The organism is Nocardioides sp. P4_G4 (assembly GCF_056401085.1).
The window spans coordinates 1-17,486 of record NZ_JBFUKA010000009.1 but is presented as its reverse complement, the minus strand read 5'-3'; the positions used below and the strand labels follow the sequence as shown (position 1 = coordinate 17,486).

The window sequence follows — 17,486 nt, the reverse complement described above, 5'->3', positions numbered from 1 at the left end:
ATCTCGACGACCTCAGCCCCACTTTGGGGGACTTCGCCCGTGGGTTCGGGAGCGTCCCGCGTGCGCGTGTGACGCTGCCAGAGCATGCGACGGGGGCCACCGGACGGACGCCGACGGCGTCGGGACACCCCGGGCAACGAGGGGGCGCTCGCCATGACGGCACCACGTCGGTCCCCCGTGGCCGGCCTCCGCGACAGGGCCCGGCTCGCCCGCTTCTTCGCGCGGCTGGCGATCAAGGAGCACGTCGCGCCGGGTCTGCGCGTGCGACCGCTCGTGGCCGAGCTCTTCCTCACCGACAACTGCAACCTCAAGTGCGTGAGCTGCGCCTGCTGGCGCAAGGTGACCCGCGGCGAGCTGACCGAGGAGGAGTGGCGAGGTGTCATCGACCAGCTCGCGGACTACGGGATCCTCAAGGCCAACTTCACCGGCGGCGAGCCGCTGCTGCGCAGCGATGCGCCACGCCTGATGGCCCACGCCTACGGGCGAGGCATCCGCAACCTGCACGTCAACACCAACGCGGTGCTCCTCGACGAGCGGCGACGCGAGGCGGTGCTCGAGGCGGGCGTGCGCAGCTTCAACATCTCGGTCGACGGCCCGCGCGCCGAGGTGCACGAACGGGTGCGCGGGGTCGCCGGGTCGTTCGCGAAGACCGTGGGCCACCTCGAGCGCCTGGTCGAGCAGCGCGACGACCTGCGGCTCCGGGTCCGGATGAACTTCACGGTGATGCGGTCCAACGTCGACGATCTCCCGGCCATGATGGAGCTCGCCCAGGACCTGCACGTGCAGCTCTACCTCAACCTCGCGACGGACCGGACCTTCCTCTTCCGCGACGGCCAGGTCTCCATCGAGACGCGGGTCGACGGCGACCGGATCTCGGCCGCCATGGCGCAGGTCGAGGACCGGCTGCGGGTCGACCGGCGCTTCGTGCCGCGCTACTCCGAGCTGGCCTACGTGAGACGCCACTTCGAGGACCTCCTGCAGGCGGACCTCCCGTGTGCCGAGTCGCTGCTCAAGGTCATGGTCCACTCCACCGGTGAGATGGGCGGCTGCTGGGGCCACGATGCCAAGGCCGACGTCCGGGACACCCCGGTGGCCGAGATCCTCGACAGCGAGGCCTACCGCGAGGAGCACGCGCGCCTCTTCCGCAAGGAGTGCTCGGGCTGCGGCAGCAACTACGCGCTCAACCTCGCGTGGCGCCCCCGCACCTACGTCGAGGACGCGCTGTGGCGCATGGGCCGGCGCCAGCTGGTCCCCGCGAGCGCGGCATGAGGTCCAGCGCCCCCCTCTACGACCGCCTGGCACCGGCGTACGTCGAGCACTTCGACGTCGCGCACCGTCGGGCCTACGACCAGCTGGCCTGGGAGGTGTGCGCGGAGGCGTTGCCCCCGGCGCCGGCCGTGGTCGTGGACGTCGGGTGCGGCGTGGGCCGGTGGGCCCGGCGTCTCCTGGACGCCGGCTACTCGGTCACCGGGATCGAGCCGGCGCCGGGCATGGCGCAGGAGGCCGCGCGATCGCAGTCCGACGCTGCAGCCCCGATGACCCTCGTCCGCAGCAGGGTCGAGGACGTCGCCCTTCCCCCGGCCTCCGTGGATGCGATCCTGGCGATGGGCTCGCTGCAGTACACCGAGGACCCGGTCGCACAGATCGCCCGGCTGGCCGGGTGGCTGCGCCCCGGTGGGGTCCTCGCCGTGCTGGTTGACGGGTTGGTGGCGCTGGCCGTCGAGCTGGTGGCCGCGGGCCGGGAGGACGAGGCGGCGACCCGGCTCGCCACGCGGCGGGGCGTGTGGCGCATCGAGGACGTCGAGGCCGACCTGCACCTGCTGGACGCCGCGGAGCTGCGCCGGGCGTACGACGACGCGGGCCTGGAGGTCGCGCGCGTGTCGGGCCTCCTGGTGGGGGCCAGCGCCTTCGGGCGCGAGGGGCTGACCCACCGCCTCAAGGACAACTTCGACGGAGCCCTCGCCGTCGAGCGCGGTCTCGCCGCGCAGCCGGCGCTGGCCGACCTCGGCAAGCAGCTGCTCATCGTGGGTCGTCGCCCACCTCGTCGAGGGCACTGAGCACCGACCAGAAGACGCGTTCGGCCTCGCCGACGCTGAGCTCCGACGACATCGGCAGGGCCAGCGCCTGGTCGTGCAGGACGTCGGTCACCGGCAGCTCCGCGCTCTCGGCCGACGGGCCCCACGGCAGGCGGTGCAGCGCCGGCGCGTAATACGGCTTGGTGCCGATGCCCAGCGCCTCGAGCTTCTTGACGAGTCGGTCCCGCTCGACGCCGGTGAACCGGGCCACCCAGTGCACCCAGGCGTGGACGTCGCCGTCGGCCGTGCGTTGCGGCACCACCCGCGGGTCGGCCCGCTCGAGCTCGGCGTAGACCTGCGCCACGGCCGTACGCCGCGCCACGAGGTCGTCGAGCCGCTCGACGAGGTCGAGGCCCGCGGCCGCGTGCACCTCCCCCAACGTCGTGGACCGCGTCCAGTCCACGGTCGACCGCAGCCGGTCGGCGTCGGCCTCGGCGAGCACGACCGCACCGCCACCGCCGGCGGCGGAGACCACCTTGGCGAAGCTCATCGAGAACGCGTGGGCGTCGGCCTGGGAACCCACGGGCCTCCCCCGCGTCCGGGCACCGAGGGACGGAGCCGAGTCGGCGACGACCCGCACCCCGTGCCGGCGGCACACCGCCATCACCGACTCGTAGTCCGCCGGGGCGCCGAGGGCGTCCACCACCACCACGACCCGGACGTCCCCTGGGGCGAGCAGCTCCTCCAGCCGGGTCGGGTCCATGGTCCAGGTGTCCGGGCGGACGTCGCAGAATCGCAAGCGGTAGCCCAGCTGGACGAGGTACTCACCGGTGGCGGCGAAGGTGAAGGACGGCAGGACCGCGACGTCCCCGGGACGGGGCGGCCCGGCGACGGCCACCGTGGCCAGTCGCAGCGCGGCCGTGCCCGAGGACGTGGGCAGCAGCGTCAGCCCGTCGGGAAGCTCGAGCCGGTCGCAGAGCTCCCGGGTGAGCGACCGGGACCAAGGACCGTCCTTGAGTGAGCCGGTCCACAGGCTCTCCTGGATGCGCTCGGCCAGCAGCTCGGGCCGTTCGGGGCGCGGCGGCTCGACCACCGGGATCGGCCGACCGGTCGGCGGGGCCCCTTCGTCGCGCAGCCGCTGGACGAACGACCGCACGGACCGGGCCAGTCCGTCCGCGCCGACACCGGTGAGCGCCTCGAACCGCGCGGTGTCCACCAGGCCGGCGGCGTCCACGGTGGGCGGGGCGACAACCCGGACCCGGGCCTGCACGCCGAGCTCGTCGAGGATCAGCGCGGCCAGCTCCACGAGGCCGAGGCACCCGGCCCCGGCGTTGTAGGTCCCGGCCGGCAGGTCGGCGGCCAGGACGTCCGCCAGGTCCCCCAGCGACAGGAACGTGCGCCGGACGTCCGACACGGTGAGCGGCAGGCCGGCGAGCGCCCGGCGCGTCAGCCTGGCCACCACCCGGTCCTGCCCCGTGCCGAAGAGGTTGGTCACCCGGAGGACCGTGAGCCGGTCGGCGGGCACGACGTCGGCGACCATCAGCTCCTGGGCCCGCTTGGCGAGCGCGTAGACCCAGCGTCCCCCCGGATCGCGGTCGGCCAGGCTGCGGCAGAGCCGTTCGAGTCGCCAGGGCGGGCAGGGCCGCTCCGCCATCGCCAGCACCTCGGCGTTCCAGGCGCGCAGCGCGTCGTCGTCCAGGGGCAGCTCGGGGACGGTGCCCTCGTGCTGGGGGCCCGGGGCGTTGCCGTAGACCTCGACCGACGACACGAGCGTGACGCGGCGCTCCGAGAGCATCGGGAGGAGCCGCGCGGTCGTCACCACGTTGTCGAGGACCAGCTGCCAGCTGCGGACCGAGCGCGGGTCGCTGTTGCCGGCCAGCAGCGCGACCGGGCCTGCAGGGAGCGGGGCGAGGGACGCGGTCAGGTCGTCGGTCAAGAGGTCCGCCGGCACGATCGTGACCCCGCGACGCGCGGCGGCGCAGGATCCGTACCGGTCCACCGAGACCACGTCCCGGCCCTTCGCCCAGCAGCGGTCGACGACCGCCGACCCCAGGAATCCGGCCCCGCCCACCACGGTCAGCGACGTGGCGAGATCACCCATCGTGGCTCCTCGGGACACCCAGGTCCGGCTGCGGCATCTCCCCACGCTAGGTCGGCGGGGACCGCGTCACGGCGGGCGTGCCCGCCGTCCCCCAATTCCGGGTACCCGCGGGACGGGGCCGGTCCTTCTGCGTCGAGCGCCGCCTACGTTGCGGCGATGGACGGCCCCGAACGGCGGATCCTGATGATCAGCAGCACGGGTGGCGTGCTGCTGGACCTGATGGCGTTGCGACCGTGGTGGTCGCGCCACCAGGTGAGCTGGGTGGCCGTGGCCGGCCCGGACACGCGCGAGGTCCTGGCCGCGGAGCAGGTGACGTGGGCCGAGGAGCTCACCCCCCGTCAGCCGCTGGCGCTTGCGCGCACGACGCTCGCGGCCCGCGCCCACCTCCGGCGGGACCGCATCGACCTCGTGGTGTCCGCGGGCACCGGGGTCGCCGTGCCCTACTTCCTCGCCGCCCGCCTCGCCGGCGTGCCGGCCTGGTGGGTGGAGACGCTCAACGTGATCTCCGGTGCCGGGGTGGCCGCCCGCATCTGCGGCAGGGCGGCGGAGCTGGTCGTCGTACAGCACAGCACCATGCTCGCCGACTATCCGCGTGCCCTCCACGTGGGCGAGCTCTACTGATGGACCGACCTCGCCGGCTCGACGTGTTCGTCACCGTCGGCATGGGCCCGTGGCCCTTCGACCGGCTGCTCACCGCCCTGGCGGAGGTCTGCGAACAGCACGACGTCTTCGTGCAGACCGGCGTCTCCACGTTCGTCCCGCCGTGCCCCCATGCCGCCTTCCTCGGCTTCGAGGAGACCCAGCGGCGCATCGCCCGGGCCGACGTGGTCATCACCCACGGCGGCAACACCGTGCGCCTGGTGCAGCGGTCCGGCCGGATCCCGATCGCCGTCGCGCGCGAGGCCGCTCGCGACGAGATGCGCAACGACCACCAGGTGGCCTACCTGGTCAGCGAGGTGGCCCGGGGCCGCGTCGTCGCCCTCGACGGCGACCTGCGGGGCCTGGCGGACGCGGTGTCCCGGCACCCGGAGCACGAACGGACCCTGCTGCGCACGGGCTCCGGCCTGCCCCCGGTCGACGCCGCCGCGGTGGGCGACCTGCTCGATGCCCTGGCCGACGAGGACGACGCCCGCCGCCGCGGCTCGGGCTCCCGGCCCTTCCGGCAGCACCCCACCGCCCGGTACGGCTGGGCCTTCGACCGGCTGCAGGGACGCACCGGACGGCACCTCGACCTCGGGATCGGGGACGCGGAGCTCCTGGCCGCCCTCCACGAGCACACGTCGCTCAAGCTGGTGGGGGCGGATCCGCACGCCGGCTACCTGAAGGCCGCCCGGGCCCGGCACCCCGGCGTGCCGCTGGTCCGGGTGGCGGGCCGTCTGCCGTTCGCCGACGGTGCCTTCGACTCGATCAGCATGCTCGACGTGCTCGAGCACACCGCGGACGAGCGGGCGACCCTGGCGGAGGTGAGTCGTGTCCTGCGCCCCGGCGGCCTGCTCGTGCTCACGGTGCCGGCACGGCACGTCTTCTCCGTGCTCGACCCCGACAACGCGAAGTTCCGGTTCCCCCGGGTGCACCGGGCCGTCTACTCGTCGCGCTTCGGTCGGTCGACGTACGAGGCCCGGTTCGCCGACGACTCCGACGGGCTGCGTGGCGACATGGCGTGGGAGCGGGGGTGGCACACGAACTACGGGACGAGCGCGCTCGTGTCGCTGCTCGAGGAGGCCGGGCTGACGCCTCGACTCAAGGACGGCGCCAACCTGTTCTGGAGGTTCTGGCAGGTCCCGGCCCTCCTGGGCCCCGCCCGCGCCCGCCGGCTGTACGACGCCCCGCTGCGGGCCGACGGGCGGCTGTTCCGGAGCGCGAACCTCTTCCTCACGGCGTACCGCACCGGCGAGCCGGCTCGACCGGAGGTGGCGGATGGGGACGCCTGACTTCGTCTACATCGGGCCGGACAAGGCCGGCTCGTCGTGGCTGCACGAGGTCCTCCGGACGCATCCACAGGTCTTCCTGCCGCCGGCCAAGGGCCTGTACTTCTTCGACCGCCACCCCGAGCGTGGCCGCGACTGGTACGTCAGCCAGTTCGACGGCGCCGGACCGCGCCACCTCGTGCGCGGGGAGATCTGCCAGGACTACCTGGCCCACCCCGAGGCGGCCGAGCGGATGGCCACGTTCCTGGCCGGAGAGCCGGTGCGACTGATGGTCACGCTGCGCGACCCCGCCGAGCGCGCCTTCTCCTCCTACCTGCACATGCTGAGGTCGGGGTGGCGGACCGGCACCTTCCTGGAGGCCCTGGAGCGCTACCCCGAGCTGCTGGAGCACGGCCGTTACGGCACCCAGCTCGAGCGGTTCCGGAGCCGCTTCGGCAGGGACGCACTGCACGTCGCCGTCTTCGACGACCTCCGGGCCGACCCCCAGGCCTTCATCGACGCCGTGACCTCGTGGCTCGGCGTCGAGCGCCTGGTCCTGGACGCGGCGCAGCGGGAGCCGGTGCTCCCGGCCGGTCGGGCGAGGTCGGTGGCGGTGTCCCGCATGGTCAGCTGGGGGGCTCACGTGCTGCGCGAGCGGGACGGCGGGGACCTCGTCGGCAGGGTCAGGAGCGCCCCACTGGTGCAGCGTGCCCTGTACCGGCCGCTGGCCGACGAGCGGCCGGCGCTGACCGCCGAGGAGCGGACCCGGGTCCAGGCCGCGCTGGCGGCAGAGGTACGACAGGTGGACGAGACGTACGGGCTGGACCTGGCGCACCGTTGGGGCTGGCCGCCGTCTCCAGGCGGTCGCGGTACCACGTGATGGTGCGCACCAGCGCGTCCTCCAGGGGGACCACCGGGCGCCAGCCCAGCTCACGCTCGGCGAGGGTGATGTCGGGGCGTCGTACGGTCGGGTCGTCGACCGGGCGTGGCACGAACACGACCTCGCTGGTGGAGCCCGTCAGGTCGCGGACCAGCAGGGCCAGGTCGAGCACCGACATCTCGTGCGGGTTGCCGAGGTTCATCGGGCCCGGGTGTCCCGAGCGCACGAGCCGCAGGAGCCCCTCCACGGCGTCGTCGACGAAGCACAGCGACCTCGTCTGGGAGCCGTCGCCGGTGACGGTGAGGGGTTCGCCGGACAGCGCCTGGCGGATGAAGGTGGGGACGGCCCGGCCGTCGTCGGTGCGCAGTCGGGGCCCGAAGGTGTTGAAGAGCCGGACGATGGCGGTGTCGACACCGTACGTGGCCCGGAAGGCGGTGGTGAGCGACTCGGCGAACCGCTTCGCCTCGTCGTAGACCGACCGGGGGCCCACCGGGTTCGCGTGTCCCCAGTAGGACTCCGGCTGCGGGTGCACGAGGGGGTCGCCGTAGACCTCCGAGCTCGAGGCGACCAGGAACCGCGCCGCGTGCTCCCTCGCCAGGGTCAGCGCGTGCAGCGTGCCGACCGATCCGACGTGCAGGGTCTCGACCGGGAGCCGCAGGTAGTCCGCGGGCGAGGCGGGTGAGGCGAGGTGGAGCACGATGTCGACCCGGCCGGTGACGGGGAGGCCGGCGGTGACGTCGGCCTCCACGAGGTCGAAGCCCGGGTGCCCAGCGAGGTGCGCCACGTTCTGGGGGCGACCGGTGAGGAAGCTGTCGACGCAGGTCACCCGGTGGTCCTCGGCCAGCAGCCGCTCGCACAGGTGCGAGCCCAGGAAACCGGCGCCGCCGGTGACGACCACGCGCGGCTGCGTCATGGCGCCACTATGGCCACGGTCTGCCCTCGGCACACCGCGATGGGCGGCTCATCCCTCGAATCGGGGACGAGCACTCAGGCGCTCAGGCGCTCGCCCGTGTCGGTGTCGAAGACGTGGACGTCCCGCGGGTCCGTGGTGACGTGGATGACGTCGCCCTTCCTCACCGAGTCCCGCTGCGTCACCCGCACGATCACCGAACCCGGGACGCCCTCGACGTCGCTCGTGCCGTAGACGAAGGCATCGGCGCCCAGCTCCTCGACCACGCTCACCGTGACCGGCAGGCCACCCGCGTCGGCCGACACCAGTCGCCAGGACTCCGGCCGCACGCCCACCGTGATGGCCCCGGACATCCGCGACGCGGCGGCGGGGTCGACCGGCACCAGGTAGTCGCCGATGCGGGCCTGCCCGGACTCGTCGGCGTGGGCCTTGAGCAGGTTCATCTGCGGCGAGCCGATGAAGCCGGCCACGAAGAGGTTGACCGGACGGTCGTACAGGCCCAGGGGCGTGTCCACCTGCTGGAGGACACCGAGGTCCATCACTGCCACCCGGTCGCCCATGGTCATGGCCTCGACCTGGTCGTGGGTGACGTAGACGGTGGTGACGCCCAGGTCGGCCTGCAGCTTGGCGATGTCGGTGCGCGTCTGGACGCGCATCTTGGCGTCCAGGTTGGACAGCGGCTCGTCCATGCAGAAGACCTGCGGGTTGCGCACGATGGCCCGGCCCATCGCGACCCGCTGGCGCTGACCACCCGAGAGTGCCTTGGGCTTGCGGTCGAGGTACTCGTCGAGGCCGAGCATGTGGGCCGCCTCGGCGACCCTCTTGTCCCGCTCGGCGGACGGCATCTTGGCCATCTTGAGGGAGAAGGCCATGTTGTCGCGCACCGACATGTGCGGGTAGAGCGCGTAGTTCTGGAACACCATCGCGATGTCCCGGTCCTTCGGCGCCGCGTTGGTCACGTCGCGGTCGCCGATCCGGATGCTCCCCCGGTTGCACTCCTCGAGGCCGGCCAGCATGCGCAGGGTCGTGGACTTGCCACATCCCGACGGGCCGACGAGCACCATGAACTCGCCGTCGGCGATCTCGAGGTCCAGGGCGGGTACGGCGGGGCTGTCCGCCCCGGGGTACCACCGCTGTGCCTTCTCGAAGGTCACTGTTGCCATGTGCAGTCCTTTCGCATGTGGACGCTCAACCCTTGGTCGAGCCGAGTGTCAGGCCCGAGACGAACTGCTTCTGCAGCGCGAAGAACACCACCAGGACCGGCAGTGCCACGATCACGGATCCCGCCGCCACCAGGTTGGTGTCGGTGAAGAACTGGCCCCGGAGGTTGTTGAGCGCCGAGGTGACGGGCAGCTTGTCCCCTCGCTGGATGAGCACGGTGGCCCAGAAGAACTCGTTGTAGACCCAGGTGAACTGCAGGGTCGCCAGCGCGGCCAGGGCCGGGCGCACGAGCGGCATGGTCAGCTGCCAGTACTGCCGCCACACGCCGGCGCCGTCCAGCTCGGCCGACTCGTAGATCTCGTGCGGCAGGGTCTTCATGTAGTTGCTCAGCACGAAGGTGCAGAAGCCGAGCTGGAAGGCCGTGTTGACCAGGATGAGGGCCCAGAAGCTGTTGAGCATGGAGCCGGAGTCGCTCATGAACATCGGCAGCGGGATCTCGCGGAACATGCGGAAGACGGGGATCAGCAGCGCCTGGGGCGGCAGCAGGTTCGCCGCGAGGAAGACGCCGAGCAGCGCGAGGTTGAACCGGAAGCTGAACCTCGCCAGCACGAACGCGACCATGGAGGAGAGGAACAGCGTGAGCAGCACCGCCGGGATCGTGACGAGCATCGAGTTGCGCATGTGCAGGCCGAAGTCGCCCTGGGACCAGGCCTGCTGGTAGTTGTCGAAGGTCCAGCCGCCGAGGGACAGGTAGCCGTTGGCCTGGGTGTACTCGTACTCCCGGAACGAGTTGAGCACCGCCCAGAACAGCGGGAAGAGCCAGATGAGGGCCAGGACCGCGGTGATCACCGTCGCGACCGTGCCGCGGTTGCGGCTCATGACCCCGCCCTCCAGCCTCGGCGGGGGTGCCATGGCCGGCGCAGCGACCGGTGTCTCGGTGGTCATCGTTCGCGCTCCTCACGGAAGACGTTGCGCAGGTAGATGGTGATGAAGATCGAGGAGATCAGCATCATGATCACGGCCAGGGCCGAGCCGAACCCGTAGCGCGTGGCCTCGCCGATGACGTTCTGCCCGACGAGGGCACCGATGAGCTCCAGCCCGTTGCGGCCCTTGTTGATGACCCACACGATGTCGAAGGCGCGCAGCGACTCGATGACGACGATGACCACCACGATCATGTTGATCGGTCGCATCACCGGGAAGATCACGTGGAAGAAGGTGCGCACCTCGCTCGCGCCGTCGACCGCCGCAGCCTCGCGCAGGGTCCCGTCCACGCCCTTGAGGCCGGCCAGGTAGATCAGCATGATGTAGCCGGTGTGCCGCCATGCGGTGGCCACCAGGACGGCCCAGAGGTTGATGTCCGGGTCGCCGTACCAGTCGACCTCGGTGTTGAAGACCTGGTTGATCAGGCCCTGGTCGCGGGAGTAGAAGAGCTGCCAGATGAAGCCGATGAGCGCCACCGACAGCACGACGGGCATGTAGAACGCCGTCTGGTAGAAGCGGCTGCCCCGCATCTCCCGGTCCAGGACGACGGCCAGCAGCATGCCCAGCAGCGTCGGGAAGACGAACAGGAACGCCAGCCAGATCAGGTTGTGCTGGATGGCGGGCCAGAACGGCGGGTAGATGGTGGCGATGTCCTTGTAGTTCTGCACCCCCACCCACTCGATCGTGTCGAGGCTGCCGAACCCGTTCCACTTGCCGAAGGACAGCACCACCGACCCCAGCGCCGGCAGCCACACCAGTCCGATGACGAAGAGGGTGGGGATCRGCAGCATCAGGGTGACGACGAGCCGGTCCCGCGGGGCGAGCCGCTTCTCCCGGCGCTGGGTCGGTGGCCCCTCGGCCTCCGCGGACCGAGGTGCCTCATCGGTGGTGGCCATCGACTCAGCCGAAGATCGAGGCGGCTTGTTCCTGGATGCTGGACGTGATGCCGTCGATGTCGTCCGGGTTCTTCAAGAATTCCTGGATCGACGGGATCATCACGGTGTTGGCGAAGTCCGCGTTGGTGTCGCGGTCCATGAACTGGGCGATGTTGGCGGCCGCTCCCACCACCTCGACCGACTTCTTCTGCAGGTCGCTGTACGTCGAGGTGCTCGCGCCGGAGTTGGCCGCGATGAACGGCGCGTCGGCACCGTTGTTGCCCGCGTCGGCGGCGGCCGCGCTGCCCAGCCACTTGGCCATGGCCTTGCCGCCGTCCTGGTTCTTGCCGCCCGCCGCGACGCAGAAGCCGTCGATCGGGGCGTCGAGGGCGTCGGCCCCGATGCTCGAGTCGAGCTCGGGGAAGGTGAAGAAGTCGAGGTCGTCCACGTCGCTGATGGCGTCCACGACGAAGGTGCCGAGCAGGTACATCCCACACTCGCCCTTGCCCATCGCGGTGGCCGCCTCCTGCCACGTCCTGCCGAGCGGGTCCGCCTGGTTGTAGGGCAGCAGCGTGCGCCACTTCTCGAAGACGGCCTTGACCTCGTCGCTGTCCCACTGCTCGTCCCCGGCCATCAGGCTCATGTGGTAGTCGAAGCCGTTGATGCGCATGTTGAGGATGTCGAAGGTGCCCATGGCCGGCCACCCGTCCTTGTCCCCGAACGCGAAGGGCGTGATCCCCGAGCCCTTCATGTCGTCCATCAGCGCCATGAAGTCGTCGTTGCTCGTCGGCGGCTTCCAGCCGTTCTTCTCGAAGATCGACTTGCGGTAGAAGACCGCCCACGGGTAGTAGCTCACCGGCACGAAGTACTGCTTGCCGTCCGGGGCGGTGGCCGCCTGCTTGAACGAGTCGTCCATCCCCTCGATGGGCCACTCGTCGCTGAGGTCGGTGATCAGCCCCGCCTCGGCGAACTGGGCCATCCGGAAGCCGGCGAACCAGGTGAACACGTCGTCCGGGGTGCCCTGGAGGTAGGTGCTGATGCTCTCCTGGAACGTGTTGTGGTCCACGGCGTTGACCGAGACCTTGGTGTCGGTCTCCGTGCCGTACTTCTTGGCCATGGCCGCGAGCCGGTCGTAGGCGGGACCCGAGCCCTCGGCCTCGTTGATGCCGAAGCTGACGCTGGACCCGGAGCCACTGKACCCACCGGAGTCGTCACCGCCACAGGCGGCGAGCAGGCTGCCCGACCCGAGGGCGAGCCCGCTCAGCGCCATCCCACGGAGCACGGAGCGGCGGGACGCCGCCATGGTCGTCAGAGCGGAACGCGGCACGGCGTTGCCGCCGGGGATACCGGCAGATCGGGGTCGGGACACAACAGCCTCCTGGGCACAGAACCGAACAGAGGTCGACAGCATGTGACGGCCGACACACCCCCGTCAAGGGTCTGAGGTCTCACTTTGGTCGCGATATAGACATTTTCCAACGGAAGTTCGATCGGATCCGTTGACTTTGACGTGCGACGCTCGTCACAGTGACGTCATGCCCACCTCGTTGCCTCGCCTCGCCCTCGGTGGCGACTACAACCCCGAGCAGTGGTCCTCCGACGTGCACGCCGAGGACCGCAAACTCATGCAGGAGGCGGGGGTCGACCTGGTGACGCTCGGCGTCTTCTCGTGGGCCCACCTGCAGCCGGCACCCGACCGCTGGGACTTCGCGTGGCTCGACACGCAGATGGACGACCTGCACGCGGCGGGCATCCGCGTCGACCTCGCGACGGCCACCGCCTCGCCCCCGCCGTGGCTCGCGCACCGGCACCCGGGGATGCTGCCGGTGACCCAGGACGGCCGCACCCTGTGGCCCGGCGGTCGCCAGGCGTTCTGCCCGAGCTCGCCCGTCTACCGCGAGCACGCCCTGACGCTGTGCCGCACGATGGGCGAGCGGTACGCCGACCACCCCGCCCTCGCGCTGTGGCACGTGTCGAACGAGCTCGGCTGCCACAACGCGCGCTGCTACTGCGACGTGAGCGCGGCGGCCTTCCGCGACTGGCTGCGCGCCAGGTACTGCGACGTGGACCGGCTCAACGAGGCGTGGGGCACCGCGTTCTGGTCCCAGCGGTACGGCGACTTCGACGAGGTCCTCCCCCCGCGCTCCGCGCCGGCCTTCCCCAACCCCACCCAGCAGCTGGACTTCCTGCGGTTCTCCTCCGACCAGCTGCTCGACAACTTCGTCGTCGAGCGCGACGTGCTGCACGAGGTGTCGCCGGGCGTGCCGGTGACCACCAACTTCATGGTCATGCGCCAGACCTTCGAGATGGACTACCTGCGGTGGGGCCGCGAGCTCGACGTGGTCTCCAACGACCACTACCTGATGGCGTCGGACCCGCACGCGCACCGCGAGCTGGCCTTCAGCGCCGACCTGACCCGCGGCACCGCCGACGGCAAGCCCTGGCTGCTGATGGAGCACTCCACCAGCGCCGTCAACTGGCAGCCGCGCAACCGCGCCAAGGCGCCCGGCGAGACCATCCGCTCCAGCCTGGCCCACGTGGCCCACGGCGCGGACGCCGTGCTCTTCTTCCAGTGGCGGGCCTCGCGGGCCGGCGCGGAGAAGTTCCACTCGGCACTCCTCCCCCACGCCGGGACCGACTCGCGACTGTGGCGCGAGGTGGTGCAGCTCTCCGAGGTCCTCGACGCGATCGAGGAGGTGAGCGGCAGCCGTGCCGACAACCGGGCGGCCATCCTCTACGACTGGGAGGCGTGGTGGGGCTGCGAGCTCGACTCGCACCCGAGCATCGACGTCACCTACCGCGACCGGGCCGAGGACTTCCACCGCTCCCTGTCCGCCGCCGGGGTCGGGGTCGACGTCGTGCACCCCGGGAGCGACCTCAGCCGCTACCGCCTCGTCGTGGTCCCCACCCTCTACCTGGTCTCGGACAAGACGGCGGCCGCCGTGGCGGAGGCCGCCGAGGCCGGCGCGACCGTGGTGGTCACCTACTTCAGCGGCATCGTCGACGAGCACGACCACATCCGCCTCGGCGGCTACCCCGGTGCCTTCCGCGACCTGCTGGGCGTGCGCACCACGGAGTTCCTGCCGCTCCTCGAGGGCGAGTCCGTGGCGGTCGAGGGTCTCGGCGAGGGCGTGCGCGCCGACGTGTGGACGGAGGACCTGGAGCTGGCCGGCGCCGAGGCGGTCGCCCACCACGCCGACGGCCCCGCACGCGGGCGCCCCGCCGTCACCCGCCGCGAGGTCGGCGACGGGGTCGCGTGGTACGTCGCGACGCGCCTGGCCCCGGAGGGCACGGACCACCTCACCGAGCGGCTCGTGAGCGAGCTCGGGCTGGACCGCCTGCCGGGCGCCTCCGCCGACGTCGAGGTGACGCGGCGGGTCGGGAACGACGCATCCTGGCTGTTCGTCATCAACCACGGGACCGAGGACGCGCCGGTGCCGGTGACCGGGACCGACCTGGTCTCGGGCCGTTCCGTGGCCGGGGACCTCGTCGTCCCCGCCGGAGGCGTCGCCGTCGTACGCGAGGAGCAGCACTGATGCTGGCCGCCCAACGTCGCAGTCGCATCCTGGCCGAGCTCGACCGGGACGGCACCGTGCGCGTCACCGACCTCGTCGACCTGCTGGGCGTCTCGGACATGACCGTGCGTCGCGACCTCGTCGCGCTGCACCGCGACGGGCTCCTGGAGAAGGTGCACGGAGGCGCGCTGGCCGTGGCCGAGCCGTCGTCGGCGGAGCCGGGATTCGCCGCCAAGTCGGTCCAGCACCGCCTCGACAAGGAGGCGATCGCCGCCCGGGCTGCGCAGTACGTGCACGAGGGCATGGCCATCGCGGTCTCGGCGGGGACCACGACCCACGCGCTCACCGCGCACCTGGCGAAGATCCCCCACCTCACGGTCGTCACCAACTCGGTGTGGGTGGCCGACCTGCTGCACCGGGCGGGGGACAGCACCACCTCGGTGCTGCTCACCGGCGGGCTGCGCACCCCCTCGGACGCCCTCGTGGGACCGGTGGCGGTGTCCTCGTTGCGGAGCCTGCACGTCGACGCGTTCTTCATGGGCGTCCACGGCATGKACCTGCGCGCCGGCTTCAGCACCCCCAACCTCCTCGAGTCCGAGACCAACCGCGCCATGATCGAGCGCTCCCGCCGCCTGATCGTGTGCGCCGACTCCAGCAAGTGGGGGGTGGTCGGGCTCAGCAGCATCGCCTCGCTCTCCGACGCCTCGGTCCTGGTCACCGACACCGGCCTCTCCGCCCAGGCCAGTGGCGTGCTGTCCGACCACGTCGGCGAGCTCGTCCTCGTCGACGTCGACGACGCCTCGTCCGAGGCGAGCAGGGACGCCTGAGCCGTGCCGGACGACATCTCCGTGGGCACCGTCCACCTCCGCCGGGCCGGCGTGAGCCTCCTCGTGGCACCCGACGACGACGGCGTACCGGTGGTGGTGCACTGGGGCGCCGACCTGGGCGACCTCGACGACGCCGCCCTGGCGGCCCTCGTCGCCGCGCGGCGCCCGGGCATCTCACACTCGGCCTTCAACACGGCACGCCGTACCGGACTCGTGCCCGACCCCGTCCGCGGCTTCACGGGCACGCCGGTCCTCGAGGGCCACCGCGTCGGCGGGACCGCCTCGGCGACGACCCCCAGCCCGTCGGCGTGGTCGACGCACGTCGAGGACCCTCCCGAGGGCGGCGACGCGACCGCCCGCTTCTCGGGCACCGACGACGAGGCGGGCTGGGCCGTCGACGTCGACCTCGCGCTGAGCTCCGCCGGCCTGGTCCGCGTGCGCACGTCGGTGACCAACACCCTCGGCGGCACCCTGCACCTCGCCGCGGCCCGCACGGCGCTGCCCGTCGGTGCCGGGGCGACCGAGCTGCTCGACCTGACGGGCCGGTGGTGCAAGGAGCGCGCCCCGCAACGGCACCCCTGGGTGCAGGGCACCCACCGCCGCGACGCACGGCACGGACGCACCGGCCACGACGCCACCCTGCTGATGGTGGCGGGGACACCCGGCTTCGACTTCTCGCGGGGCGAGGTCTGGTCGGTGCACACCGCGTGGAGCGGCAACCACACGACGTACGCCGAGCGCACCCCGGAGGGCGACTGCCTCCTCGGTGGTGGAGAGCTGCTGGCGCCCGGCGAGGTGTCCCTCGCCGAGGGCGAGACCTACCGCGGCCCGTGGCTGCTGGGCTCGTGGTCCGACGGCGGGCTGGACCCGATGAGCCACCGCCTCCACGCGCACCTGCGCTCCCTTGCGTCCGGTCCCCCGCGCGAGGCCCCCGTCGTGGCCAACACCTGGGAGGCCGTCTACTTCGACCACGCGCTGGAGCGGCTGACGGCGCTCGCCGACGTGGCGGCCCGGGTCGGGGTCGACCGCTTCGTCCTCGACGACGGCTGGTTCCGGGGGCGGCGCAACGACACGGCCGGGCTGGGCGACTGGTGGGTCGACGCCGAGGTGTGGCCCGACGGGCTGCACCCGCTGGTCGACCACGTGCGCGGCCTGGGCATGCAGTTCGGGCTGTGGGTGGAGCCGGAGATGATCAACGTCGACTCCGACACGGCCCGGGACCACCCCGAGCGCATCCTGCGCGGTCGCCACGACCTGCCGCTCGCGTGGCGCACGCAGCAGGTGCTGGACCTGCAGGACGAGGCGGCGTACGCCCAGGTGCGGGACAGCCTGCTGGACCTCGTCGAGGAGTACGACGTCGACTACCTCAAGTGGGACCACAACCGCGACCTCACCGACGCCACCCACGACGGGGTGCCCGCCGTCCACGGGCAGACCCGCGCCTTCTACCGCCTGCTCGACGAGGTACGCGCCGCCCACCCCGGTCTGGAGATCGAGTCGTGCGCCTCGGGCGGTGGCCGCGTGGACGCGGAGGTCCTGGCCCGCACCGACCGGATCTGGCCGAGCGACACGATCGACCCCCTGGAGCGCCAGCACCTCCAGCGCTGGACGTCCCTCCTGGTCCCGCCCGAGCTCATGGGCTCCCACGTGGGCGGGCCCGTGGCCCACACCACCGGGCGCTCCCACCCCCTCGGCTACCGCGCCGCGACCGCGCTGCTCTACTCCTTCGGCATCGAGTGGGACCTCACCGGCCTCGACGACGCGACCCTCGAGGAGCTGACCCGCTGGCTGACCCTGCACAAGCGGGTCCGCCCGCTCGTCGCGCGGGGCTCCCTGGTCCATCCCGACCATCCCGACCCGGCGGTCATGGTGACCGGGCTGGTCGCCGCGGACCGCTCCGAGGCGTGGTACGTCGTCACGACGGTGGCCGCGACCGCGACCCAGCACCCGGCGCCGCTGCGGCTCACCGGGCTCGATCCCGACCGGGCCTACCGGCTGAGCGACGAGACCGCCACCGCGGACCGGCACGCCGCGGACCTGGCGCCCTGGTGGGCGGCCGGGAGCGGTCAGGTCGTGGCCGGACGTCCTCTGGCCGTCGCGGGCGTCACCCTTCCGGTGCTGGGACCGGAGTCGGCGCTGGTGCTGCACGTCGACGCGTCCGGCGCCTGAGCCTCGTCCGGCGCGCCTCCGCCCGGGACCGGGCGTGGGCCACTAGAACAGAGCCCGGACACAGCCGAAAGCCCATCACGTATGAGGTGATGGGCCTTCGTGTCATCCGGACCGGAGTCCTTCCGACGGGTCCGTTCTACGC

The 17,486-nt window shown here is 72.0% G+C and carries 13 protein-coding genes and 1 pseudogene; 8 read left to right on the top strand and 6 right to left on the bottom strand.

Translation table 11 applies throughout. From position 1 onward, the window contains the following. Nucleotides 1-153 precede the first annotated feature (153 nt). Together AC1DQF_RS03575 and AC1DQF_RS03570 are read left to right on the top strand one after the other, a co-directional pair. Entirely contained in the window at nt 154-1,269 is a 1,116-nt protein-coding gene (locus AC1DQF_RS03575; protein ID WP_477523837.1) for a radical SAM protein, read from the top strand. Then, entirely contained in the window at nt 1,266-2,057 is a 792-nt protein-coding gene (locus tag AC1DQF_RS03570; RefSeq protein ID WP_477523836.1) for a class I SAM-dependent methyltransferase, read from the top strand. The genes AC1DQF_RS03575 and AC1DQF_RS03570 overlap by 4 nt, the downstream gene beginning before the upstream one ends. Here AC1DQF_RS03570 and AC1DQF_RS03565 read toward each other — a convergent pair. Continuing rightward, nucleotides 2,020-4,116 carry an aminotransferase class I/II-fold pyridoxal phosphate-dependent enzyme gene (locus AC1DQF_RS03565; protein ID WP_477523835.1) on the bottom strand — a complete coding sequence of 699 codons (2,097 nt, stop codon included), beginning with the start codon at nt 4,114-4,116 and terminating at the stop codon, nt 2,020-2,022. The two genes, AC1DQF_RS03570 and AC1DQF_RS03565, sit on opposite strands and share 38 nt — an antisense overlap. Before the next feature lie 156 nt (nt 4,117-4,272). On the opposite strand from AC1DQF_RS03565, the gene AC1DQF_RS03560 reads away from it, so the two are divergent. The 3 genes and pseudogenes from AC1DQF_RS03560 to AC1DQF_RS03550 all read left to right on the top strand — a co-directional run. Beyond that, nucleotides 4,273-4,737: a UDP-N-acetylglucosamine--LPS N-acetylglucosamine transferase gene (locus AC1DQF_RS03560; protein ID WP_477523834.1), complete on the top strand. Its 465-nt coding sequence runs from the start codon at nt 4,273-4,275 to the stop codon at nt 4,735-4,737. After that, nucleotides 4,737-6,047, top strand: a complete 1,311-nt coding sequence (locus tag AC1DQF_RS03555) for a methyltransferase domain-containing protein (RefSeq protein ID WP_477523833.1) — start codon at nt 4,737-4,739, stop codon at nt 6,045-6,047. Before AC1DQF_RS03560 ends, AC1DQF_RS03555 begins: the two co-directional genes overlap by 1 nt. Further along, nucleotides 6,034-6,558 (top strand): annotated as a pseudogene (locus tag AC1DQF_RS03550) (sulfotransferase domain-containing protein); the annotation flags it as partial. The gene AC1DQF_RS03555 and the pseudogene AC1DQF_RS03550, both read left to right, overlap by 14 nt. Nucleotides 6,559-6,706: 148 nt before the next feature. Here the strand turns inward: AC1DQF_RS03550 and AC1DQF_RS03545 are convergent. The 5 genes from AC1DQF_RS03545 to AC1DQF_RS03525 form a co-directional block, all read right to left on the bottom strand. Beyond that, entirely contained in the window at nt 6,707-7,816 is a 1,110-nt protein-coding gene (locus AC1DQF_RS03545; RefSeq protein WP_477523832.1) for a UDP-glucuronic acid decarboxylase family protein, read from the bottom strand. A 74-nt stretch (nt 7,817-7,890) separates the two neighbouring features. Further along, the gene (locus tag AC1DQF_RS03540) at nt 7,891-8,976 is read right to left on the bottom strand and encodes an ABC transporter ATP-binding protein (protein ID WP_477523831.1); all 1,086 of its coding nucleotides are present in this window, start codon (nt 8,974-8,976) and stop codon (nt 7,891-7,893) included. A gap of 25 nt (nt 8,977-9,001) precedes the next feature. After that, nucleotides 9,002-9,919 carry a carbohydrate ABC transporter permease gene (locus AC1DQF_RS03535; protein ID WP_477523830.1) on the bottom strand — a complete coding sequence of 306 codons (918 nt, stop codon included), beginning with the start codon at nt 9,917-9,919 and terminating at the stop codon, nt 9,002-9,004. Beyond that, entirely contained in the window at nt 9,916-10,854 is a 939-nt protein-coding gene (locus AC1DQF_RS03530; protein ID WP_477523829.1) for a carbohydrate ABC transporter permease, read from the bottom strand. Before AC1DQF_RS03530 ends, AC1DQF_RS03535 begins: the two co-directional genes overlap by 4 nt. A 4-nt stretch (nt 10,855-10,858) precedes the next feature. After that, nucleotides 10,859-12,202, bottom strand: a complete 1,344-nt coding sequence (locus tag AC1DQF_RS03525; RefSeq protein ID WP_477523828.1) for an ABC transporter substrate-binding protein — start codon at nt 12,200-12,202, stop codon at nt 10,859-10,861. A 166-nt stretch (nt 12,203-12,368) separates the two neighbouring features. Between AC1DQF_RS03525 and AC1DQF_RS03520 the strand changes: the two genes are divergently transcribed. Genes AC1DQF_RS03520 through AC1DQF_RS03510 form a run of 3 tightly spaced genes read left to right on the top strand, consistent with a single transcriptional unit; the run spans nt 12,369 to nt 17,344 of the window. Further along, nucleotides 12,369-14,369: a beta-galactosidase gene (locus AC1DQF_RS03520; protein ID WP_477523827.1), complete on the top strand. Its 2,001-nt coding sequence runs from the start codon at nt 12,369-12,371 to the stop codon at nt 14,367-14,369. Continuing rightward, nucleotides 14,369-15,175 carry a DeoR/GlpR family DNA-binding transcription regulator gene (locus AC1DQF_RS03515; protein WP_477523826.1) on the top strand — a complete coding sequence of 269 codons (807 nt, stop codon included), beginning with the start codon at nt 14,369-14,371 and terminating at the stop codon, nt 15,173-15,175. Before AC1DQF_RS03520 ends, AC1DQF_RS03515 begins: the two co-directional genes overlap by 1 nt. A gap of 21 nt (nt 15,176-15,196) precedes the next feature. Beyond that, nucleotides 15,197-17,344, top strand: a complete 2,148-nt coding sequence (locus AC1DQF_RS03510; protein ID WP_477523825.1) for an alpha-galactosidase — start codon at nt 15,197-15,199, stop codon at nt 17,342-17,344. Nucleotides 17,345-17,486: the final 142 nt, after the last annotated feature.